Below are 22,155 nucleotides of genomic sequence, written 5' to 3'. Positions count from 1 at the left end.
GATGGGAGGCGAGCCGGAGACATGTTGCTCCGGCTCGCTGTGTTTATGGGGGAGGGCACATGCGCCAAAACGGATCTAACTTAAACGGGCGCTCGGGTGCGCGTCCGACGGCGCGACGCGACCTGGGGCAGCTGCCCAGCGGTCAGCGTCGACGTCGCCGTAAACCCGGCGCGATGTACCTCAACCATAGCCGTGGGTTTAGCGATCGCAGCGCGCGCATCGGCAACGGGCGCTCACCGCGCCGACCGTCCCGCCTGCCCTATGCGCTCATCGCTGTCGGCTGTGCGCTCGTGCTGTTTATCGCTGCCGTCGTGGGCTATGTCAATCGCAGCGTGGACATTGTGCTCAATGGGGAGCAGGCTTCGGTGCGCGTGGGCTCCACGTTGCAGAACCTTATCGATGATCAAGGCCTGACCGACACCTACGATGCCGGCGACTTGTTGGCTGTCGACGATAGCGTGCTTACCCGCCGTGGCGGCGAAAAGCTGTCGGTGAAGGTGGACGGCAAACGGGTGAAGCAGGGCAAGTGGAATAGCCGCGAGCTAACGGGCGGCGAGAAAGTGACGGTCAAAGACGGCCGCGACACGTACGAGAAGCACGAGGTCCAGGTCACGACCATTGAGCCCAAGTTGAAGGTCGAGGGCACGGGCGCTATCGAATACGTTAAAACCTGGGGCGTTCGGGGCCGCTCCGAGGTATGGGTCGGCGAGCAGTCGGGCAAGACACAGGACCGCGGCGAGGTCGTGCCCGCCACCGACTGTGTAGTCGAGTGCGCGAGTGTAGCGCCCAAGGGCAACGAAAAGTACGTGGCCCTGACATTTGACGAGGGTCCGAGCGGCGCGACCAAGCAGGTCTTGCAGGTGCTCAAGGAAAAGGGCGTCACGGCGACGTTCTTCCTTTCGGGCGATGCTGCGGAAGCCTCGCCCGCTACTGCCAAAGCGATTGTCGATGCCGGATGCGAGATCGGCTCCAACAGCTACAGCGATGATTCGCTCAAGGGCAAGGATCGCGAGGCGGTGCGCAAGCAGATCACGAAGGGCACCGAGGCGATTAAGTCGGCGACCGGCGTCGAGACGATGTTGCTGCGTGCTCCCTATGCCGCGTTTGACGAGCAAAACTGGATCGATGCGATGGACCTGGTGTCTGCCGTGGTCTCGTGGAATGTCGATTCGGGCGACTGGCTGCTCAACGGCGCCGACGAACAGGTTTCGACAGTGCTCGAATCGGTGACTCCGGGCAACATTGTTTTGTTCACCGATAGCGACGAGTGCTCCGAACAGACGCTCGAAGCGCTGCCGCAGATCATCGATGGCCTTGTCGCCAAGGGCTACAAGATCGTGACGCTGAGCGATTTGGTTAAGACGGATACGTCGCTGAGCAAAAAACTCACCTCGCTAACGAAGACTTCCATGCCCAAGAACGCCGTGTTTCCCCAGCTCGCCGAAGATAACGACACCACAGACTAGTCACGGGGGACGTTTTTAAACGACTATGTCACGGATGCGTCAGCGTTTGGTATGCCTGCGATGTTTGGAGCATAAATTTGGCGTCACGGCGCGATGCTGATGCTATAGTTACTGCGGATAACAAGGGTCAAGAGAAAGGTTGCAGGTGAAATCCAAACCTCGACCATACAGTCGATGACCCCTTGCAGGTGCTTCTTGCGCATGCACGGGGTGTGAGCGCCGAGCGGTGTGCCGCCCGCGCATGCGTATACATATCTAAAAGTCCACGGATGGCGTGCCGGCATGGCCACGGTCCGAGGGAATAATGATGGGGAGCACCAGTGAATTATCTGAGTGAGATGCTCAAGCTGCCGGTCTTGGACGTCGATGGCGAAAAGCTCGGCGTTGTGAACGATTTTGGCATTGCTACCGGCGAAGTTTTTCCGCACGTGACGTCGCTCGCGTTCCGCGGTCCCGGCAAGACGCCGTTTATGATCAGCTGGCGAAAATGGGTCGACCGTATCGACGAGACGGGCGTATACCTTAAGACGTCGGCTACCGAAATCCGTTTTTCGTACCTGCAGCCGACCGAACTTTTGCTCGCGCGCGACGTGCTCAACAAACAAATCGTCGACACGCAGGGCATGAAGGTCGTGCGCGTAAACGACATCAAGTTTTCCATGTCAGGCGAAAATCAGCTGCGCCTGCTGGGTGCCGAAGTCGGTGCCCGCGGTCTGCTGCGTGCAATCAGCCCCGCTCTTGAACATGTCGTCGAGGGCTTTATGAAGCACCTGGGCAAACCGCTCGGCGAGGACATCATCGCCTGGTCCTACATGGACCTGCTCGATCGCTCGACTAAGAACATCCAGCTGTCGGTGTCGCATAAGACGCTCGGCGAGCTGCATCCTGCCGACATTGCCGACATTATCGAGCAGCTCGATCCTCGCCTGCGCGCGCAGGTGTTCGCGCAGCTCGACACCGCCCAGGCCGCCGAGGCCATCTCGGAGTTCGATGACGACGAGCTCATGACCGAGATGCTCGAGGGCCTGTCCGACACGGATGCGTCGTCGATGCTGGCCATGATGGACCCGGACGACGCCGCCGACCTGATCGACGAGCTCGATTACGAGAAGGCCGAGAAGCTCCTGCGCCTGATGGGCGTTCAGGAGGAGAAGGCGATTCGTAACCTGCTGGGCTATGAGGAAAACACTGCCGGCCGCATTATGACCTCGGAGTTTGTCTCCCTGCCTGCCACGGCGACGGTCGGTGACGCCATCGAGGCGATCCGCAAGCTCGACGAGGATTTCGAAAGCGTCTACTACGTCTATACCGAGGATCCGAGCGGTATGCTGACCGGCGTGCTCTCGCTGCGCACGCTGATCGTGGCCGACCGCGACGCCACGCTGGGCCAGCTGGCCTACCGCGACCTGGTTTATGTGTCGCCCGACGAGGACCAGGAAGACGTAACGGACGAGATGACCAAGTACGACCTGGTCGCCATCCCCGTCTGCGATGAGAACCGCCACATCTTGGGCATTGTGACCTTCGACGACGCCATGGACGTTATCGCCGAGGAGCACCAGGAGGACCTGCAGATCGCAGGCGTCGGCTCGGGCGATAGCGCGTCCGATGACTCGACGAATGTGCTCAGCTGGTTTGTGCATCGCCAGTACTGGGTTGTCGTGTGGGGCATTTCCTCGTGCATCATGGCGGCAGTGCTGGGGACGGCGCTGGGCTCCGCGCATCTGGTGGTGTTCCCCATGTGCGCCATGCCGCTCGTGCTGCTGGCTGCCTCGCGTATGGTGTCGTTCGTCAAGAACTACTTCCTGGAGTACGACGGCCATGACGATGAACCCAAGCCGTATCTGGGATTCTTCTTCCAGAGCACGGGCATGGGCCTGATCCTGTCGCTCGTGACCTACCTGTGCGCTCAGCTGGTGCGCACCACGGCGTTCCCCGACGCGCCCATGCTTGAGGAGCAGCTCTTTACCGGCTGCTTTAACATCGCGGCCATCGTCTGCCTGATTGGTAACATGAGCGCTGTGATTTACCTGATGGTGCTGTTCTGGCGTGACGAGCACGACCTCAATACGTCGGGTACCGCCATGAACGTCATTGCCGTCATGATCTCGTGCGTGGCGTACTGTGCCGCTGCGGTGCTGCTCACCATGTCGGTCATGGGTTAGGTGGTCGCGTGCAAAATAGCAAGCAAAAGCAGGGCACCAAGCAAAAGCTGACCATCGCGGCCATCTTTGGTGCCATGGGTCCTGGCCTTCTGGCGGCGCTTTCGGGCAATGACGCCGGCGGCATCGCCACGTATTCCAGCGCCGGTGCCAGCTATGGCTACAAGATGCTCTGGATGCTTCCCGTCATGACCGTGCTGCTCATCGTGACGCAGGAGACCGCGGCACGTTGCGGCTGCGTAACGGGCAAGGGCCTGGCCTCGCTCATTCGCGAGCGCTTTGGCGTGCGCAAGAGCGTGCTGGCCATGGCGGCGCTGCTGATTGCCAACACAGCCGTGACCATTTCGGAGTTTGCGGGTATCGCGAGCGGCCTTGCCCTCTTTGGCGTGCCGGCGAGCATCTCGGTGCCGCTTGTGGCGCTGATGGTTTGGATGCTTACCATGTCGGGTAGCTTCCAGCGCATCGAGAAGATTCTGTTGCTGGTGAGCTGCGTGTTTGTGACCTACATTGTCGCTGCAATTATGGCTGGTCCCAGTTGGGGCGAGGTGGCGGTCGATCTGGTTGTACCCAACATTCAAAATGACCCCAGCTACGTGTCGCTTGTGGTCGCGACGATCGGTACCACCATCGCGCCCTGGATGATTTTCCTGGCACAGAACAACGTGGTCGATAAGAATGCAGGCGAGGACGATATCGTGTTGCAGCGCATCGATACCGTGAGCGGCTCGATTGCCGCCGATGTCATTGCCGGTTTTATTATCATCACGACCGGTACGGTATTGTTCCCCGCGGGCATTCAGATTAGCGACGCTGCAGACGCTGCCCGCGCGCTGGAGCCCATTGCGGGCCAGTGGTCCACGGTGCTGTTTGCCTCGGGCCTGGTCGCGGCGAGCTTCTTGGCCGCCTGTGTGCTGCCGGGCGTTACGTCCAGCGCTATCTGCGAGGCGTTTGGCTGGGAACGCGGTGCCGATCGCAGCTGGGACGAGGCCCCGGTCTATCGCGGCATCATTACGGCAATCATTGGCATTTCTGCCGTGCTGGTGCTCATGCCCGGCGTCGACCTGTTCCAGATTATGATGACCTCGCAGGTCATCAACGGCGTGTTGCTGCCCGTGGTTCTGGTGTTCCAGGTGGTTATTGCCGCCGATCGACACATTATGGGCGCCAACCGCAACGGCCGTGTGTGGAATGTGCTCACTTGGGCGACTATCGGCGTTATTACGGTGCTGACGGTCGTCATGTTTGTTCTGCAAGCGATGGGTTACAGCGCGTAGCACCTCTCTTGGACTCTAAACAGGCCGCCGCCATGGGCTGCGGCCTGTTTTTGTCTGCTATAGGGTGCTAGTTATATACCGATGTGCAGCTATAAAGCCGCCTCTGGGGTGAATTAACAGCCCAGAGGCGGCTTTGTAAGTCGCGGAAGTGGTCCCAAGTGCCGGATTGTAAGCAGATTTGGCTGTGCGTTACTTGTCGGTGCCTAGCTTGTGCGGTTTGTAGGCGAGGGCGTTGACGAGTGCCTCGGCAGCGGATTTGACAGCCGCCGGCTGCGGATCGTTAACGTGGTCCTCGGGGTGCACGGGTAGGTCCTTCTTGACGGCATCGTGGATAAGCTTAAGGTACTCGGTCACGCCGGTAGTCGACAGGTGCGTGCCGTCGCCATCGAACAGGTCGTTGCGATTTGTGCTGTATCCGTACCAGTCGATAACGCGTACATTCTTGTAGCGCGTAGCGGCGTTGGCGATGGCCTGGTTCGTGGACCCGACCCACGGCTGCGGGCTACGCGTGTTTACAAACACGACAATACGTTGATCACCGGCGTCGGCCATGATCGCGTCGACCTGGGCGTCCGTTACCAAACCGTTGGTGCCCAGGGCAAAGACCACGATCTTGCCGGCAAGGTTCTGCTGGATATAGCCCTCAAATGTCGCGCGGCCCGCATCAAACTGGCGGCCCTTTTCGGCATCGATGTGGCTGTGCGGGAACACGCCGTCAAAGGCATCGACGGCGCGCAGGGACACGGAGTCGCCAATCATTAGCAGGTCGTAGGCTCCGTCGGGGAAGCCGTCGTCATCTTTGTCGGTGTCATCGGCCGCCCGCTGATCTTGAGGCTTTGCATTTTTGGCCTCCTTGTTTAGGATTTCGGCGCCCTCGCCGCTCAGCGCGGATGTGTCGGGCACAAAGACCAGGCCGCCCAGCGCCACAACAAGCACGATGGCGCAAACGGCGCAGGTGGGGACATGTGCGCGCATCCAGCCGGCGGGCGTGGTGGTGCCGTCGCGGAGCTCGGAAACGGTGCGCCCAAAAGCGCCCTTCCTAAACGGCGTTTCGATAAAGCGATAGGAGCACTCGGCCACGGCGACCACCAACAACACCTGCAAAATGTAGTGCCACCAGGGCGTGTCGTTAATGTTGGCGACCGGGTTCATGAGGAGCAGCAGCGGATAATGCCACAGGTAGATGCTGTAGGAGCGCTTGCCGATCCATACGAGCGGCTCGGCGGCCAAGGCCCGTGCGACCATGCCCTGGGGCTGCACACATGCCGCGATAACCATCAGTGTGAGGATGGAGCACAGCAGCGTGCCGCCGCGATACTGAAACGCGGTATAGCCGTTGGTGAGCGCGACCATGGCGGCGAGTCCGACCAGGCCAACGACGCCCATCAAATCGATGGATGCGGGGGAGGACCAAAAGCGTGCGGGCTCACTTGGCTTTGTCGTGGCGGCCTCGGCGGTGTCGCTCTTTGACTTGTCGTGCTTGTCGGCGCCGGCCAGTCGGTCGAGCCCCAGATGGCGGACAAGGCGCGCAGGCGCCAGGTCGCGATCGGGAATAAAGGCCATCCAGGCACCCAGCAGCAACGAGAACACGCGGGTGTCGGTGCCGTAGTACACGCGGCTGGGGTCGGCGGCAGGGTTGTAAAGCACCATCATGGCGAGGGCGGATACCGCGGCAAGGCCCAGGACCACGCGGCGCGTGTTGGGCTTGCTCACATGCATGGATACCATGGCAAACAGCAGTGGCGGCCAAATAAGATAGAACTGTTCCTCGATGGCAAGCGACCAAAAGTGCGTGAGCGGCGAGGGGTCGCCCAAGGCGTTAAAGTACGAAACGTCCTGCATAATCTGCCACCAGTTATTAAAGAACAGCAGCGACGGCAGGATGTCGGGGCGCATCTTGGTGAGCATCACATGGTTAAAGACAGTGCACAGTGCGCAGGTCACCACCACGACGGTTACCACGGCGGGGAACAGGCGACGGATGCGGCGGATCCAGAAGCTCTTAAGATCGATACGACCGGTCTTTGCTATTTCGTTGATGAGCAGGCGCGTGATCAAGTATCCCGAGAGCACAAAGAAGATCGTGACGCCGAGCAGGCCGCCCTGTGCCCACGTGAGGTTGAGGTGATAGAGCACCACCGCGACAACGGCGAGCGTGCGAAGGCCGTCGAGGGCGGGGATGTAGCGAGATTTGGGACGCGTGGGCGCCTGTTCTTTTGCGGCGCTGTCGGTGCGGGCGCCCTTGTTGGCGGGCGAGCGATGGGAGCCTGCAGCGCGGCGCGGCTCGGGGGTTTGGCGGTTAGTGCGCGAACGTTCGTGCGGCGCTTGTTGATCGCTCGCATGGCGTGAGCTGCGCGAGCTCGATCGCGGGAATTGTTCCATAAAACATCATCCAATGACGAGAATAATCAGCACGCTTTCATTGTAGCCGCCTACTCCTGTGAATGCTTGCTGCTGGCGTAAGCTCAAGCGCGCGTCCACATCAAAGTGAACTAAAGTTATAGAGGTGCGAGAGTGCACGATTGACGGCCGATAGCGGGTGCAGAGCCCGCGGACGAGGAGGTTTCCATGGCAGATTGCGGCATCGTTGCAGTGTTCGGCAGCATGAACATGGACCTTTCGGTGGCGTGCGAGCGCATGCCGCGTGCGGGCGAGACCGTCGGCGGCAGCGGGTTTATCACCAACGCCGGCGGCAAAGGCGCCAACCAGGCCGTAGCAGCTGCGCGCATGGGTGCGCGCACGTGCATGATCGGCGCGGTCGGCCGCGACGCGTTTGGCTCGTCGCTCGTGGCGGGGCTCCAAGATGCTGGCGTGGACTGTGACTTTGTGGCGTGTCGCGACGATGTGGAGACGGGAACGGCGACCATCATTCGCTGTGAGGGCGATAACCGCATCGTGCTGTCGCCGGGCGCCAACCATGCACTTGCGGGCGAGGACGTTGCCCGCGTGCTGAGGCGTCTGGTGGCCGATGAGCTCGACGGCGACGCCAGCGATATTGCCCCGGCTGCCGGAAGCGTCTTTATCGCCCAGGGCGAATGTGACCTTGTGGCGACTGTCGAGGCGCTTTTCTGCGCTCACGAGCTGGGGTTCTATACGGTCTTTAATCCAGCGCCTGCCTGCGAAGTGCCTGCGGAGGTCTGGTCTGCAGTCGACCTGGTCTGTCCCAACGAGACTGAGTGCCAGGTACTGACGGGCATCTTGCCTGCAGACGATGCGAGCTGCGTCGCGGCGCTCGATGCCTTGCTCGCCAAGGGTGCCGGCGCCGCGGTCATCACGCTGGGCGGCGCCGGCTCGGTTACGCTCGGCGACGACGGCGAGCTGCTGCGCATGCCGGCGCTTTCGAGCGCGGTGGTCGATACGACGGCCGCGGGCGATACATTTATCGGTGCGCTTGCTGCGGCTCGTTTGGAGGGCTTGCCACTCTTTGAGTGCATGGCCGCGGGTGCTCGCGCCTCGGCAGTGACGGTGTCGCGCCTGGGCGCGCAGCAGTCGATTCCCACGCGTGCCGAAGTTGAGCGCGTGTTTGATTTAGACGATTTAGTACAAGACGGAGAAGCGGAGTAGACCAATGGCAACCAAGAAGCTGATCCTTGATCTGGATATGGGTGTGGACGATGCGATGGCGCTTGCCTATGCCATCGCGAGCCCCGAGGTTGAGCTCGTGGGCATTACCACGTGTTTTGGCAACGTGCGCGTCGACCAGTCGGCGCGCAACTGCCTGGCGGTGCTTGACCTGTTGGGCCGTCCCGAGGTGCCGGTGTACCTGGGTGCCGACCGTCCTCTGCAGGCGACTGAGCCCTATACGCCGCCGGCGTCCACCGTACTCATTCACGGCAAGAATGGCATCGGCGGCGCGAGCGTGCCCGCGTCGCCCTACGAGCCGGTGGGGGCGACGTCGGTCGATGGCAACGCTGCAGTCGATTATCTAATCGATGCCGCGCGCACTTATGGTCCCGATCTGGTCTACGTAGCGACCGGCCCGCTCTCCAACCTGGCGCTTGCCCTGGAGCGCGATGCGGCGGCGGTGATGTCTATCGGCCGCGTGGTGGTGATGGGCGGCGCCCTGACCGTGCCCGGCAACGTGAGCGCGGGCGCCGAGGCCAACATGGCAAGCGATCCCGAGGCGGCCGATGCCGTGCTGCGCTCGGGCCGCAAGCTCACCATGGTGGGTCTGGACGTGACGCATCGCGTGGTGCTTACACGCCGCGACATTGCCGGCTGGACGGGCTCGGGCACCATGGCGGGCTGTGCGTTTGCGAGCATGGTCGAGCACTACATTGGCTCGTACGAGATGAACGCACCCTACCTGGGTGGTTGTGCGCTGCACGATCCGCTGGCCGTCGCCGTGGCGATCGACCCCACGCTCGTGGGTGCGCTCGGCTGCAATCTGCGTGTTGATCTGCTGGGCGAGTATCGCGGCCGCACCATTTGCGACGAGCATCGCCTGTCCGATCCGGACAAGAGCGCGCTTGTGGCGCTGACCGTGGATGCCCCGCGCTTCCTTTCCGAGTTCAAGACGCGCATGGCTCGTATCCTTGGCTAAATGATTTCCGTGCCCCGCCCCATGTAGTCAATTTGGGACGGGGCTTTTTTAGCTACCGAGTAAATGTGCCCGTTGGGGGAATAGTCGTGCCACTTCGCTTGACAACAGGCTAAACTAGCTCATAAACATTTACTATTCTGTTTAGATTGAATTTGCGGTCGTTTAGTTGTCGAGTCATCAAGTTGCGATGCTCCGCCACGGCCGTTGCTAGGGGGAACAATGGCCAAAGCAAGTGTTCGCGAGATCAGCCGCATCACCGGTTTTTCGCCTGCGACCGTGTCCAACGCGCTCAACCGCAAGCGCAGCGTGAGTGAAGAGACCGCCAAGGTCATCCTGGAGTGCGCGCAATCGCTTGGCTATCAGCAGTCGACGCAGCTTGAGAGCATTCAGTTTGTGCTCGCGCGCAAGACGGGCGCCATTCTGGACGAGAGTACCTTCCATCCCGCGGTCATCGAGGGCGTGGAGCGCCAGGCGCGTCGTCACGGCATGAGCACGAGCTTTGTCTCGCTCGACTTTAGCGACTTGGACGCCGTGCGTCCGCAGGTCGAGGGCCTGATCGCCGATCCGTCCGCCGCTATCGTGCTGATGGGTACCGAGCTGGGTGAGGAAGACTACGCCCTGTTTGCCAACGCTGCCGCCCACCTGATCGTGCTCGATGGCTGGAGCGATCGTCAGTACTTCGATGCCGTGGTCATTGCCAACACCGACTCGGTGCTGCGCGCCGTGGATCACCTCATCGAGAAAGGTCACAGGCAGATCGGCTATCTGGCAGGCGACCTTCGCATCCGCAACTTTAAGGATCGCGAGCGCGGCTATCGCCAAGCGCTTGAGGACGCAGACCTTGAGGCCAACCCGACATGGCGCGTTACGCTGGGCACCACGCTCGAGGGCGCCTATCGCGACATGGGCGCATGGCTCGACAGCGTCTCGCGCGACGACCTGCCGACGGCTTTCTTTGCCGAAAACGACGTGCTCGCCGTGGGTGCCATGCGCGCGCTCAACGAGCACGGTATTCGCGTGCCCGAGGATGTCTCGATCATCGGCTTTGACGACCTATCTCTGGGTGCCTTCTCCAACCCGCCGCTCACCACGGTGCACGTTCCCAAGCACGAGGTGGGCGAGATCGCGGTGCGCCGCCTGGTGGGCAACATCCGCAATCCCAAGAGCTATACCTGCAAGACAGCCGTATCGACCTATTTTGTCGAGCGTCAGAGCGTGCGTGAGATCTAGGCAAAGGCAACGCCGGGCCGCAGGGCGGCAAAGCTCGCTAAGGCAGAAAAATAACGTCATCCAAAAGGGGTCCTTCGGGGCCCTCTTTTTGTTGCCCTTGTATGTTCAGTTTGTTTACATACCGTTTAGGCTGATTTCTCTACCGCCCACGAGTATTTCGCGTTAAACTTCTAAACACTGGAGTAAAAATTTAGTAAACAGAACAAAACGAAACATGCGTCTGTTTACTGAACATGTGATTAGGGGAGGACGTACATGGACAAGATCAAGCTCGGTTTTGTGCCCACGCGCCGCAGTATCTTTAGCGCGCCGGACGCAATCAAGTATCGCGGCCTGACGGCTGATCGCCTGCGTGAGATCGGCGTCGACATCGTGGATATCGACGACATCAATGACGAGGGCCTGCTGTTCGACGACAGCCACATTGAGCCTATCGTCAAGAAGTTCCGCGCCGAGGGCGTCGATGGCATTATGCTGTGCCACGCCAACTTTGGCACCGAGTACGTTTGCGCTCGCCTTGCCCGCGAGCTCGGCCTACCCGTGCTGCTGTGGGGCCCGCGCGACGAGCGCCCCGAGCCCGACGGCACCCGCCTGCGCGATAGCCAGTGCGGCCTGTTCGCCACCGGCAAAGTATTGCGCCGCTTCCAGGTTCCCTTCACCTACATGACCAACTGCCGCCTGACCGATCCCGAGTTCGAGCGCGGCGTTTGGGACTTCTTGGCCGTGTGCAACGTGGTCAAGACCTTCAAGCACACCCGCATCCTGCAGATGGCCACCCGTCCGTTCGACTTCTGGTCGACCATGTGCAACGAGGGCGAGCTGCTCGAGAAGTTCAACATCCAGCTTTCGCCCATTCCCATGACCGAGCTTGTCCAGGCCGTGCGCGACGCCCAGGCCGACGAGCAGGCCATGGCTACCATGCTTGCCCACATCAACGACAGCTTTGAGATCTGCATCCCCGAGGATAAGGTTCCCGCGGTCGCCGGTCTTGCCATCGCCATGAAGCGCCTGGTCGAGAAGTACGGTTGCAACGCCGGCGCCATTCAGTGCTGGAACGCTCTGCAGGACGAGCTGGGCATTATGCCCTGCGCTGCCAACGCCATCCTCAACGAGATGGGCATTCCTATCGTATGCGAGACCGATATCCACGGCGCCATCACCGCGCTGATGGTCGAGGCCGCCGACCTGGGCCGTCACCGCGGCATGTTCGCCGACTGGACCGTGCGCCATCCCGACAATGAGAACGGCGAGCTGCTGCAGCATTGTGGCCCCTGGCCCTGCAGCTGCGCGGCCGTCAAGCCCAAGCTCACCTACCCGCTGGCTTTCGATCACCCCGGTGCGCTGACGGCCGAGGCCAAGCACGGCGATCTCACCCTTGCCCGCTTTGACGGCGACAACGGCGAGTACTCGCTGCTGCTGGGCAACGCTCGCGGCATCGACGGCCCGGCTGGCATGGGCACCTATCTGTGGGTCGAGGTCGACAACCTCAAGCGCCTCGAGGCCAAAATCGTCGAGGGTCCCTACATCCACCACTGCGTCGCTATTCACGCCAACGTGGTGCCGGTGCTCTACGAGGCGTGCAAGTACCTCGGTATTGCCCCCGACCTGTACGACCCCATCGAAGAAGACGTTAAAGCCTACCTGCGAGGAGAGTAGAAATGGCAACTATCGAAGAGCTTGAGTCCCTGCGTTGGGACCTTCGCCGCGATTGCGTCGATATCATCATGGCTGGCGCTGGCGGCCACATCGGCGGTGACATGTCGGTGATCGACGCCCTCATGACCCTCTACGCCAACCACCTCAACATTTCGCCCGAGACCGTCGACGATCCCAACCGCGACCGCTTCGTGCTCTCCAAGGGCCACGCCATGGAAGCCTACTACGCGGTGCTCTGCCACGAGGGCTATCTTGACCTCGATGACGTCAAGGCCCGCTTCTCCAAGTTCGGCAGCCCCTACATCGGCCACCCCAACAACAAGCTCAAGGGCATCGAGATGAACTCGGGCTCGCTGGGTCACGGCCTGCCCGTGGCCGTGGGCATGGCGCTCGCCGGCAAGATGGACGGCCGCGACTACCGCGTCTACACCATCATGGGCGACGGGGAACTTGCCGAGGGATCGGTCTGGGAGGGCGCCATGAGCGGCGGCAACTACCAGCTCGATAACCTGTGCGCACTCGTGGACCGCAACCGCCTGCAGATCAGCGGCAGTACCGAGGATGTTATGAAGCAGGACTCGCAGGAGGAGCGCTGGGCCGCCTTCGGTTGGAACGTGCTCTCCATTCCGGGCAACGACGTCCGGGCCATCGACGCCGCGCTGACGCTTGCGGCCGAGACCTGCGGCAAGCCCACGGTCATCATCCTCAATACGGTGAAGGGCTATGGCTCGCCCGTCATGGAGGACAAGGCCGCCTGGCACCATCACCTGCCCAACGATGAGGAATATGCCCAGATCATCGCCGATTTCGCTGCCCATAAGGAGGCCGTCAATGGCTAACAAGATCGCCAATCGCAAGGTTATCTGCGACACGCTGCTCGAGGCCGCGAAGACCGATAAGGACATCGTCGTCCTATGCTCCGACTCCCGCGGCTCCGCATCGCTCATGCCGTTCTTTGATCAGTATCCCCAACAGTCCGTCGAGGTCGGCATTGCCGAGCAGGACCTGGTGAGCATCGCCGCCGGCATGGCTTCGTGCGGAAAGAAGGCCTGGGCCGCCTCGCCGGCGTCCTTTGTGACCACGCGCTCGTATGAGCAGTGCAAGGTTGATGTCTCGTACTCCAACACCAACGTCAAGCTCATCGGCATCTCGGGCGGCGTGTCCTACGGCGCCCTGGGCATGAGCCACCACTCCGCGCAGGATATCGCCGCTATGAGTGCGATTCCCAACATGCGCGTGTATCTGCCGAGCGACCGCTTCCAGACCGCCGAGCTCGTGCGGGCCCTGGTCGCCGACAACAAGCCGGCCTACATTCGCGTGGGCCGCAACCCGGTCGAGGACGTGTACACCGAGGACGAGTGCCCGTTCCAGATGGATCGCGCCACCTGGGTGCGTCGCGGCACCGATGTGACGCTCGTCGCCACCGGCGAGATGGTCCGCCATGCCGTGGACGCTGCCGACCTGCTGGCCGAGCAGGGCATCTCGGCAACGGTGCTCGACATGTATTGCGTCAAGCCGCTTGACGCCGAGGCCGTGATTGAGGCTGCCGGTGCCACGAGCGCCGTCGTGACGGTCGAGGAGCACAGCCCCTTCGGCGGCCTGGGTTCTATGGTCGCGCAGGTGGTGGGCGAGCATTGCCCGCGTCCGGTCAAGTGCCTCTCCCTGCCCGACGCACCGGTCATCACCGGCACGAGCCCCGAGGTCTTTGCACACTACGGCCTGACGGGTGCCGGAATTGCGCAGACTGTCGCCGAGTTCCTCGGCAACTAGTAGATACAGACGCTGCGCGGCCGCCAAGCACCGCACCTTGCCGTTCAAACCGTCGCTTGCGTACGCAAAGTACGCGGCGCTCCTCTTTCACGGCAATCTGCGGCACTTGACGGCCGCTCGCTCCTTGTCCGCCAGTCGTCTTTGATTTGGCGGAAGGAATGGGAGAGTACATGAGCAAATACATCATCGGAATCGATCAATCCACGCAGGGCACCAAGGCACTGCTGGTGGACGAGGGCGGCCATTTGATTCATCGTGCCGATCGCTCGCATCGCCAGATTGTCAACGAGGCCGGCTGGGTGAGCCATGATCCGGCCGAGATTGCCGCCAACGTGTTGGCCGTGGCACGTGCCGTGGTGGAGGAGACCGGGGTCGACCCTGCCGACATCGCCGGCATCGGCATCTCCAACCAGCGCGAGACCACCGTTGCCTGGAACCGCGCGACGGGCGAGCCGCTGTGCGACGCCGTAGTGTGGCAGTGCGCCCGCGCCCGCGAGCTGTGCGATAAGCTGGCCGCGCGCGGGGGTGTGGCCGAGCTGGTGCGCGACACGACGGGCCTGGTGCTCTCGCCCTACTACCCGGCGGGCAAGATGGCTTGGATCATCGCGAACGTTCCCGCTGCTGTCGAGGCTGCCGCGGCAGGCGAGCTGTGTCTGGGCACCATCGATGCCTGGGTGGTCTGGACGCTCACGGGCGGCGCGGAGTTTCGCTGCGACTGGTCCAACGCCAGCCGCACGCAGCTCTTTGACCTGCGACGTGGCTGCTGGAGCGAGCCGGTGTGCGAGGCCTTTGGCGTCGACGTGGCCTGCCTGCCGCAGGTGACCGATTCCGATGGCCTGTTCGGCATGACGGACCTGGGCGGCTTTTTGCCGGCACCCGTGCCCATTCACGGCGTGCTCGGCGACAGCCATGCCGCCTTGTTCGCGCAGGGCTGCCATAGCCGCGGCATGGCCAAAGCGACCTATGGCACCGGCAGCTCGGTCATGATGAACGTCGGCAACGAGTTTGTCGCCAGCTCGCACGGGCTTTCGAGCTCGCTCGCATGGCGTATGGACGGCGTGACCGAGTACGTGCTCGAGGGCAACGTGAGCTACGCCGGCGCCGTCAAGACGTGGCTGCGCGACGATCTGGAACTCATCAATAACCCCGAGGAAGTTACCGACCTGTGCTACGCCGCCAATCCGGCGAGCCGCGTCTACTTTGTGCCGGCGTTTACCGGTTTGGGCGCGCCGCACTGGGCGAGTGACGCCGAGGGCTGCGTCTTTGGCATGACGCGCACCACGGGTCGCGCGGAGTTCGTGAAGGCCGCCGACGAGTCGATCGCCTATCAGATCTTTGACGTGATCGATGCGATGGTCGAGGATTCGGGTGCAACGCTGGCAGAGCTTCGTGTTGACGGCGGTCCCACGCGCGACGCGTACCTGATGCAGTTTGAGAGCGACTTGGTTGGCTCGCCCATCCGCATCGCGAGCAATGACGAGATGAGCGGCCTGGGTGTGGCCTGGGCCTGCGGCATCGCGCTGGGCATGTACACGCGCGATGTCGTCGATGTCTACGGCGCCCGCGGCATCGTGGAGCCGTCGATGCCCGCTGACGAACGCGCCAGAAAGATCGCCGGCTGGCGCCATGCCGTCGAGGCGACGATTGCGTACGAGTGACGCCTTGGGGCGATGTTACGGAGCGCTATTCGTGCCGATAGGTGAAGATGCGAACGAGAGAGTGATGTGATGCGGTAGAGTCCAACGCGTCGAATGATGGTCTACGTATGTGGGATTCTATTCCTGAGCTGCGGCGTTGTAATGAATGCACGCACGGGGCTTGGTGTAGCGCCCATGAGTACGGTGCCGTACCTGATGTATATCATCGAGGGTTTGAGCCTCGGTACGGCATCGTTTATCGTGTACTGCGTATTCGTGGTTGCCCAGCTTCTCCTGGTGCGCTACCCGGATGTCAAGATTCTCTTGCAGATACCCGTCAGTCTGCTGTTTAGCGTTTTCATCGACGTGCTGGATATCTGGCTGTTTCCATTTACCGCAACGGGACTCATCGATGGCCTGGTCATGCTGGTCATCGCCGTATCGTTCACAGCGCTCGGCGTGACGCCGATCGTCTCCGCGCGGCTCGTTCCCGTTGCGCCCGACGGCATGGTGCAGACGCTCTCCCAGGTGTTTCACTGTGAATTTGGTAAGGCGAAGTATTTCTTTGACGGGAGCTGTGTGGGCATCTCACTGGTCTACGGGCTTGTGCGTACGGGTGCTGCGGTGGGCATCGGTATCGGCACCGTAGCCGCCGCGCTCCTGGCGGGCGGTATCTGCACGTTTTGGGGTCGTCTGCTCAACCGCAGGCTCATGGCCTTTATGGAAGAGCCTGCGAGCATGTAGACGCATTGAGCGAGAGGGGAGCGGCCATGAGGCAGCTGTTTGGAATTGATATCGGCGGAACGAGCGTCAAATGGGCGATTGTGAATGAGAACTACGAGTTTGGTGACCGTGGTTCGATTCCGACGGCGTTTATCTCGGCCGATCAGCTGGTCGACGCGCTCGCGGCACTCGTAGGGCCGTATCGCGGACAGGTTGTAGGCGTGGGCATCTCGGCCCCAGGTGGCATCTTCGGTTACGAGGTCGATCCAGACGGGACGATCCATCGCGGTGGTGCGCTGCCGTACATGGACGGGTTTCCGCTTGGCCGAGCGCTGCGCGAACGGCTGGGGCTGCCCGTGACCGTTGTCAACGACGGCAAAAGCTGTGCGCTTGGCGAGTACGCTGCCGGCGCGTTGCGCGGCGTGGACGTGGGTTGCGTGGCGGTAATCGGTACGGGCATCGGCGGAGGCATCGTGGTTGACGGCCGGGTGCTGACAGGTGCGGGCGGCTTCGCGGGCGAGTTCAGCTTCCTGTCCAACAACGTAAGCGAACCGCTTGATCATCGTGATACGTTCGCGACTTCGAGCGGATGGCACGGCCTGCAGAATCTCGTGGCAGTCGAACTTGGCATTTCGGATGAAGCTGAACTGGAGGCCCTCGATGGCCGACGGATCTTCGAGCTACTGGAGCATGGGAGCGCGTCCGAAGTCGCCGCCGTGCAGCGCGGATTGGATGCCTATGCTGAGCTGTTTGATCGTGTGCTTGTGAATCTGCAGTGCGTCATCGACCCGGCAGTCTTCGCGATTGGTGGTGGCATCAGCTGCCATCCCGCGCTGTTCGAGGCGCTCGACCGTAAGATGGATGACGTCATGGCGCACTACACTGGTTTTCTGAAAGATATGCCTCGTCCGCACGTGGTCCCGGCGCAGCTGGGTAACGACGCCAATATCTACGGTGCCGTCGCAACTTGTTTGCAGGTGCTGTAAGTGCAGGCCATCTATTGGTCTGGTGGCGATTACAGTCGCTGCCGGGTTTTTGGCTGTTGAGCTGCTCGCACGCTCTGCATTGCGGACGACGCAGCATCAATAGGTGAGGGGTCAGAAAACTAGATGCTGAACGGTCGATATTATCGGCTGCGCGGCGCGCCGTCCCAAAGTAGTCATTTGGGACGGGGCTTTTTTGACTGCTATCATGGGTGGGATTGTTGCGACCAGCTAAAAGAGCCCTGTCCCAAATTGACTACCGAGAGGATCTGCCATGGAGCGCATCGCGAGTTTTTCCGTTGACCATCTGCTGCTTGAGCCCGGCGTGTATGTGAGCCGCGTCGACCGCGATCCGGCGACCGGTGCCGCCGTCACCACCTTTGACCTGCGCTTGACCACGCCCAACAAAGAACCGGTTATGAACACGGCCGAGTGCCACACCATCGAGCATCTGGGCGCGACGTTCCTTCGCAACCATGCCGAGTGGTCGAGCCGTATTGTCTACTTTGGCCCTATGGGCTGCCGCACGGGCTTTTACCTGGTTGTGTTTGGCGAGGTGACGAGTGAGGAGATCTTGCCGCTCGTGCGCGAGTTGTTCGAGTTTGTTGCTGGCTTCGAGGGCGATGTCCCCGGTGCCGCTCCCGAAGAGTGCGGTAACTACCTGGACCAGAATCTCCCTATGGCAAATTGGCTCGCGCGTCGCTATCTCGACCGCGATCTGATCGATATCGATGAGGCACACCTGCACTATCAGCAGGCGTAAAGGTTTCGTCGCTCAAAATGAGTTCACTGGGCGCCTTCGCTTATGCGGGGGTGCCTTTTTGTTGAGCGGACATGGCGGACGTTTAAAACCGCGCGTGATTGTTCTAGAATGTTCGTAATATCACACAAACGAACAGGAGCGAACATGCATATCTACTCTGTTACCGACCCCGAATTCAAACCCTATGGCCGCGTGTGGGATGACGTCCCGTCCAGCCTGACCGCCCCGCTCGTCGAGGCGCTCTCCGCAACGCCCATCCCCGAGGGCAGCAAGTACGTGGCCTCCGCGCCTGAGCTGGAGCAGGTCGAGGGCGCCGATGCGCTCGGCCTGCTCATGTATGGCGGCCGTCCGTTCCAGCTGGGCTGGTGCAACGGCCACAACACGAAGCTCAACTGCTTGGAGTATCACCGCGCGAGCGAGTTCAACCTGGGTGCTCGCGACTTTATTCTGCTGCTCGCCAAGCGTGAGCAGATTGTCGACGGCAAGCTCGACACCGCGCAGGTCAAGGCGTTCCGCGCGCCCGCCGGCACGCTCGTCGAGGTCTACGCCACCACGTTGCACTACACGCCGTGCATGGTCGACGACGGTGGCTTCCAGGTGATGGTTGCGCTGCCCGCCGGCACCAACGGTCCGCGCCCCGAGGCTGCGGCCGACATGCCCGCGGCCGGTGATAGCTACTGCTACTGGAAGGCCGACAAGTGGGTTCTCTGCCACGCAGATAGTCCCAAGGCTGCCGAGGGCGGCTACGTAGGTCTCGTCGGCAAGAACCTCGACATCACCGTGGACTAGGGTCTTCCGTCTCAATCTGTAACAGTTGGCGCGCTAAATCGTCTCTATCTGTTACAGATCAAGACGAACCACGGGGGCCGCCCGAACAATCTCAATCTGTAACGCCAAGCCCGGTTTTGACGGCCTAACTGTTACAGATCGAGACAAGCGGGCCCAACCCACCACAAAGGTGCCTGTCCCCTTTGCGGTGGTTGCCTAGAGCTGGCTGCGCAGGTAATCAGCCATATAGGGGACGGCGAAGCGCACGTAGCCGCGGCGCGCCTGCTCGATAACGCCGGCGTCGATGAGGCGCCGGCGATACTTTTGCGCATAGTCGGGTGTGACTGACATGCGCTTCGCAACATCAGAAATGCGAGACACAGCGTCTTCGTCATCAGTCATTGCGGAGAGAAACGCGACGTCTTGGTCTGACAGCGCGGCGAGCGTCGTTTCGCACACATCGTTTTCGAAATCGACTTTCGACGCCTCGATGGCTCCGTCGATTAACCCTTGCGTCGCACGTTCGCCTGTCCTGCAGCGATTGGCGATGTTATAGCCGATGAGTTGCAGCATATAGGGCGAGCCTTGGGTTGCGCGAGCGGCACGGAGGCGAAGATCGCTTGGAATATCAAGGCCGAGCTCATCGAAAGCCCGCTGGTAATAGGTATCGACATCTCCGACCGAAAGTGGCTCGAGCGTGACCTTTCGAGCGCGGTTGAGAAATGTCAGCACACGGTCATTGAGTGTTGCGCAGACGGCTCCCGGAAGGCCCGCCATGACGAGCGCGACGTTGAGTCGTTCGCCGACCAGCTCTTGATAGGCGGTGACGAGCTGTCTGATCTCGGGTGAATTTGCTTGGAGCTCGTCGATGAGGATGAGGATGCCGTGCCCCTGCTCGGTCAGTTTGCGCGCGAGCTGCGTGAGCTTGAACTGAAAGCTCTTGGTCTCCTGCACGTCTCGTGTGAACTCGAGGCCTGCCGAGAGCCCGAAAACACTTAGGCTGCCGCTCGCGAGTTTGGGAAGGCGGCGTTTGTTGACGTAAGGTTTGCCTGCTTCTTGGATTTTCTCGACAATGCGCTCGAGCATATCCTCGGAGGCTACGGTAGGCGTGGCGACAACAAAGCCGAGCTTGCGTGCGCGGTCGGCAAGTTCCCACAGAAGAACTGTCTTGCCGCTGCCTCGCTGTCCAAGCATGAGCATGGCTCGGTCGCGATTGCCCGGTTCCTGCTCAAGGCCGGATATGAATGTCGAAATTACAGTTTCGCGCCCGACGAGATAGGATGGGCGATTTCCAAATGAGGGGGAGAAGATGGTTTCAGTCATAAGTCTCCTTTCCTTTCTTTCCTATTTTTTCCTTTCTTTCCTATTCAGTCAAATGGTCTGCCACCCGAGGGCGCCTTCGCTGTTGTGGAGGCGCCCTTTTTTGCAAGTGAGTAGACTTTTTGGCTTAGTCTGACCACGCCGGAACATGCCAGGTAAGCTACCTGCGGTTTTGATGGCGTCAAAGGCGGGTCTGGTTGAGTTTTGCCAAAAAGTCTACTCACTTGACGTTCGCGGCGTGTGGGCGGGTGCTTTTTCGTGCACGCGAGGTATCAAAAAGTGTCAGGAGCGCACCGTCTGCCGATATGCGGGAGCGAAAAGAAGTGTCGACCTGCGCCGTTGCCGTTGAGCGACGTGCCGTTTATAGAGATACTGAGCCTATGACAAACAGCGTGTGAAAGGATCGATGTATGGCTTTCCGTAATGACTTCCTGTGGGGCGGCGCAACGGCTGCCAACCAGTGCGAGGGTGCCTACGACGTGGACGGCCGCGGCCTGGCCAACGTGGACGTGGCTCCGCACGGCCCCGAGCGCTATGCGGTGGTCTCCGGCCAGCGTAAAATGCTCGACTTCGAGGACGGCTATTACTATCCCGCGCAGACCGGCATCGATTTCTATCACCACTACAAAGAGGACATCGCTCTCTTTGCCGAGATGGGCTTTAAAACCTTCCGTATGAGCCTGGCTTGGACCCGCATCTTCCCCAACGGCGACGAGACCGAGCCCAACGAGGTTGGCCTGGCCTTCTACGAGGACGTATTCCGCGAGTGTCAGGCGCACGGCATCGAGCCGCTCGTGACCATCACGCACTTCGACTGCCCGATTCACCTCATCAAGGAGTACGGCGGCTGGCGCAACCGCAAGCTCATCGACTTCTACAAGAACCTCGCGACCACGATCTTTACCCGCTACAAGGGGCTGGTGAAGTACTGGCTCACCTTCAACGAGATCAATATGATCTTGCACCTGCCGTTTATGGGTGCCGGTCTGGTCTTTGAGGAGGGCGAGAACAAGAAGGCCGTCGAGTACCTGGCCGCCCACAACGAGCTCGTCGCCAGCGCTTGGGCAACCAAGATCGCCCACGAGATCGACCCCGAGATCAAGATCGGCTGCATGCTCGCCGCGGGTAGCTACTACCCCTACAGCTGCCGTCCGGGCGACGTGCGCCAGGCGCAGCTCGATAACCAGGACAACTACTTCTTCGTCGACGTCCAGAGCCGCGGCTACTACCCGGCATATGCCGTCAAGAAGCTCGAGCGTCTAGGCATCGATGTGGGCATGACGGACGAGGACCGCGAGATCCTGGCCGCTAACACCGTCGACTTCATCAGCTTTAGCTATTACAGCACCCGCTGCTCTGCCGGTGCCGATAACCCCGATGTCGAGCGCACCCAGGGTAACGCCTTCGCCGGCGCCAAGAACCCCTACCTGCAGGAGAGCCAGTGGGGCTGGGCCATCGATCCGCTGGGCTTCCGCATCACCCTCAACGACCTGTACGACCGTTATCAGAAGCCGCTGTTTGTGGTCGAGAACGGTCTGGGCGCCAAGGATGTTGTCGAGGAGGATGGCTCCATCAACGACGACTACCGTATCGACTACCTGCGCCAGCATATCGCCGCGATGCGCGATGCGGTGACCGAGGACGGCGTTGACCTGCTGGGCTACACCACCTGGGGCCCGATCGACCTGGTGTCTGCCGGCACGGGTGAGATGTCCAAGCGCTACGGCTTTATCTATGTGGACCGCGACGACGCCGGCAACGGTACCCTCAAGCGTTCCAAAAAGAAGAGCTTCGACTGGTACAAGAAGGTTATTGCTTCTAATGGTGAGGACCTGTCCTAAGGAAGCTGAGACACTCAAC

Annotated in this window: 17 protein-coding genes; 15 read left to right on the top strand and 2 right to left on the bottom strand. The window is 61.2% G+C overall.

The features are described from left to right. Nucleotides 1-59: 59 nt before the first annotated feature. From ACQRAQ_RS02210 to ACQRAQ_RS02200, 3 genes are all read left to right on the top strand, one after another. Nucleotides 60-1,466: a polysaccharide deacetylase family protein gene (locus tag ACQRAQ_RS02210; RefSeq protein WP_427793685.1), complete on the top strand. Its 1,407-nt coding sequence runs from the start codon at nt 60-62 to the stop codon at nt 1,464-1,466. Between the two features lie 320 nt (nt 1,467-1,786). Next, entirely contained in the window at nt 1,787-3,631 is a 1,845-nt protein-coding gene (locus ACQRAQ_RS02205; protein WP_370450605.1) for a magnesium transporter, read from the top strand. A 74-nt stretch (nt 3,632-3,705) separates the two neighbouring features. Then, nucleotides 3,706-4,902, top strand: a complete 1,197-nt coding sequence (locus ACQRAQ_RS02200; RefSeq protein ID WP_427747655.1) for an Nramp family divalent metal transporter — start codon at nt 3,706-3,708, stop codon at nt 4,900-4,902. Between the two features lie 189 nt (nt 4,903-5,091). Here ACQRAQ_RS02200 and ACQRAQ_RS02195 read toward each other — a convergent pair whose 3' ends face one another. Continuing rightward, nucleotides 5,092-7,284, bottom strand: a complete 2,193-nt coding sequence (locus ACQRAQ_RS02195) for an acyltransferase family protein (RefSeq protein WP_427793683.1) — start codon at nt 7,282-7,284, stop codon at nt 5,092-5,094. A 186-nt stretch (nt 7,285-7,470) separates the two neighbouring features. Here ACQRAQ_RS02195 and ACQRAQ_RS02190 point away from each other — a divergent pair, with 186 nt between their 5' ends. The 11 genes from ACQRAQ_RS02190 to ACQRAQ_RS02140 all read left to right on the top strand — a co-directional run bounded on the left by ACQRAQ_RS02190 (nt 7,471) and on the right by ACQRAQ_RS02140 (nt 18,996). Continuing rightward, the gene (locus ACQRAQ_RS02190; RefSeq protein WP_427793681.1) at nt 7,471-8,466 is read left to right on the top strand and encodes a ribokinase; all 996 of its coding nucleotides are present in this window, start codon (nt 7,471-7,473) and stop codon (nt 8,464-8,466) included. 4 nt (nt 8,467-8,470) lie between these two features. Next, complete coding sequence (locus ACQRAQ_RS02185; protein WP_427793679.1) at nt 8,471-9,445, top strand: nucleoside hydrolase; 975 nt, start codon at nt 8,471-8,473, stop codon at nt 9,443-9,445. 219 nt (nt 9,446-9,664) lie between these two features. After that, on the top strand, nt 9,665-10,675 hold the full coding sequence (locus ACQRAQ_RS02180) for a LacI family DNA-binding transcriptional regulator (RefSeq protein ID WP_427793677.1): 1,011 nt from the start codon (nt 9,665-9,667) through the stop codon (nt 10,673-10,675). 255 nt (nt 10,676-10,930) lie between these two features. After that, nucleotides 10,931-12,331, top strand: coding sequence for an L-fucose/L-arabinose isomerase family protein (locus ACQRAQ_RS02175; RefSeq protein ID WP_427747626.1), 1,401 nt, complete (start codon nt 10,931-10,933; stop codon nt 12,329-12,331). Nucleotides 12,332-12,333: 2 nt separating this feature from the next. After that, nucleotides 12,334-13,170, top strand: a complete 837-nt coding sequence (locus ACQRAQ_RS02170) for a transketolase (protein WP_427718096.1) — start codon at nt 12,334-12,336, stop codon at nt 13,168-13,170. Next, complete coding sequence (locus ACQRAQ_RS02165) at nt 13,163-14,101, top strand: transketolase family protein (RefSeq protein ID WP_427793676.1); 939 nt, start codon at nt 13,163-13,165, stop codon at nt 14,099-14,101. The genes ACQRAQ_RS02170 and ACQRAQ_RS02165 overlap by 8 nt, the downstream gene beginning before the upstream one ends. Nucleotides 14,102-14,271: 170 nt before the next feature. Further along, the gene (locus ACQRAQ_RS02160) at nt 14,272-15,759 is read left to right on the top strand and encodes an FGGY family carbohydrate kinase (protein ID WP_427793674.1); all 1,488 of its coding nucleotides are present in this window, start codon (nt 14,272-14,274) and stop codon (nt 15,757-15,759) included. 93 nt (nt 15,760-15,852) lie between these two features. Beyond that, a complete protein-coding gene (locus ACQRAQ_RS02155; RefSeq protein ID WP_368162060.1) occupies nt 15,853-16,482 on the top strand; it encodes a YitT family protein in 630 nt (209 codons plus the stop codon). Between the two features lie 26 nt (nt 16,483-16,508). After that, on the top strand, nt 16,509-17,447 hold the full coding sequence (locus tag ACQRAQ_RS02150; RefSeq protein ID WP_427793672.1) for an ROK family protein: 939 nt from the start codon (nt 16,509-16,511) through the stop codon (nt 17,445-17,447). Between the two features lie 271 nt (nt 17,448-17,718). Beyond that, nucleotides 17,719-18,207 carry an S-ribosylhomocysteine lyase gene (locus ACQRAQ_RS02145; protein WP_118652431.1) on the top strand — a complete coding sequence of 163 codons (489 nt, stop codon included), beginning with the start codon at nt 17,719-17,721 and terminating at the stop codon, nt 18,205-18,207. Nucleotides 18,208-18,351: 144 nt separating this feature from the next. Then, the gene (locus ACQRAQ_RS02140; protein WP_346963377.1) at nt 18,352-18,996 is read left to right on the top strand and encodes a DUF4867 family protein; all 645 of its coding nucleotides are present in this window, start codon (nt 18,352-18,354) and stop codon (nt 18,994-18,996) included. Between the two features lie 195 nt (nt 18,997-19,191). On the opposite strand, the gene ACQRAQ_RS02135 is transcribed toward ACQRAQ_RS02140, so the two are convergent. Continuing rightward, on the bottom strand, nt 19,192-20,298 hold the full coding sequence (locus ACQRAQ_RS02135) for an ATP-binding protein (RefSeq protein ID WP_117747030.1): 1,107 nt from the start codon (nt 20,296-20,298) through the stop codon (nt 19,192-19,194). Between the two features lie 407 nt (nt 20,299-20,705). On the opposite strand from ACQRAQ_RS02135, the gene ACQRAQ_RS02130 reads away from it, so the two are divergent. Further along, nucleotides 20,706-22,136, top strand: coding sequence for a 6-phospho-beta-glucosidase (locus ACQRAQ_RS02130; RefSeq protein ID WP_427793670.1), 1,431 nt, complete (start codon nt 20,706-20,708; stop codon nt 22,134-22,136). The last annotated feature ends 19 nt before the right edge of the window (nt 22,137-22,155 follow it).

This window comes from Collinsella sp. SGI.178 (assembly GCF_050313495.1).
GTDB lineage: Bacteria > Actinomycetota > Coriobacteriia > Coriobacteriales > Coriobacteriaceae > Collinsella.
This window is presented reverse-complemented; position numbering and strand designations above follow the sequence as displayed.

What these genes read in the sequence shown, in the direction of transcription:
- ACQRAQ_RS02210 (WP_427793685.1), top strand. Translation starts at nt 60, where the DNA reads ATGCGCCAAAACGGATCTAACTTAAACGGGCGCTCGGGTGCGCGTCCG.
- ACQRAQ_RS02200 (WP_427747655.1), top strand. Translation starts at nt 3,706, where the DNA reads ATGGGTCCTGGCCTTCTGGCGGCGCTTTCGGGCAATGACGCCGGCGGC.
- ACQRAQ_RS02195 (WP_427793683.1), bottom strand. Translation starts at nt 7,284, where the DNA reads ATGGAACAATTCCCGCGATCGAGCTCGCGCAGCTCACGCCATGCGAGC.
- ACQRAQ_RS02190 (WP_427793681.1), top strand. Translation starts at nt 7,471, where the DNA reads ATGGCAGATTGCGGCATCGTTGCAGTGTTCGGCAGCATGAACATGGAC.
- ACQRAQ_RS02185 (WP_427793679.1), top strand. Translation starts at nt 8,471, where the DNA reads ATGGCAACCAAGAAGCTGATCCTTGATCTGGATATGGGTGTGGACGAT.
- ACQRAQ_RS02180 (WP_427793677.1), top strand. Translation starts at nt 9,665, where the DNA reads ATGGCCAAAGCAAGTGTTCGCGAGATCAGCCGCATCACCGGTTTTTCG.
- ACQRAQ_RS02175 (WP_427747626.1), top strand. Translation starts at nt 10,931, where the DNA reads ATGGACAAGATCAAGCTCGGTTTTGTGCCCACGCGCCGCAGTATCTTT.
- ACQRAQ_RS02170 (WP_427718096.1), top strand. Translation starts at nt 12,334, where the DNA reads ATGGCAACTATCGAAGAGCTTGAGTCCCTGCGTTGGGACCTTCGCCGC.
- ACQRAQ_RS02165 (WP_427793676.1), top strand. Translation starts at nt 13,163, where the DNA reads ATGGCTAACAAGATCGCCAATCGCAAGGTTATCTGCGACACGCTGCTC.
- ACQRAQ_RS02160 (WP_427793674.1), top strand. Translation starts at nt 14,272, where the DNA reads ATGAGCAAATACATCATCGGAATCGATCAATCCACGCAGGGCACCAAG.
- ACQRAQ_RS02155 (WP_368162060.1), top strand. Translation starts at nt 15,853, where the DNA reads ATGATGGTCTACGTATGTGGGATTCTATTCCTGAGCTGCGGCGTTGTA.
- ACQRAQ_RS02150 (WP_427793672.1), top strand. Translation starts at nt 16,509, where the DNA reads ATGAGGCAGCTGTTTGGAATTGATATCGGCGGAACGAGCGTCAAATGG.
- ACQRAQ_RS02145 (WP_118652431.1), top strand. Translation starts at nt 17,719, where the DNA reads ATGGAGCGCATCGCGAGTTTTTCCGTTGACCATCTGCTGCTTGAGCCC.
- ACQRAQ_RS02140 (WP_346963377.1), top strand. Translation starts at nt 18,352, where the DNA reads ATGCATATCTACTCTGTTACCGACCCCGAATTCAAACCCTATGGCCGC.
- ACQRAQ_RS02135 (WP_117747030.1), bottom strand. Translation starts at nt 20,298, where the DNA reads ATGACTGAAACCATCTTCTCCCCCTCATTTGGAAATCGCCCATCCTAT.
- ACQRAQ_RS02130 (WP_427793670.1), top strand. Translation starts at nt 20,706, where the DNA reads ATGGCTTTCCGTAATGACTTCCTGTGGGGCGGCGCAACGGCTGCCAAC.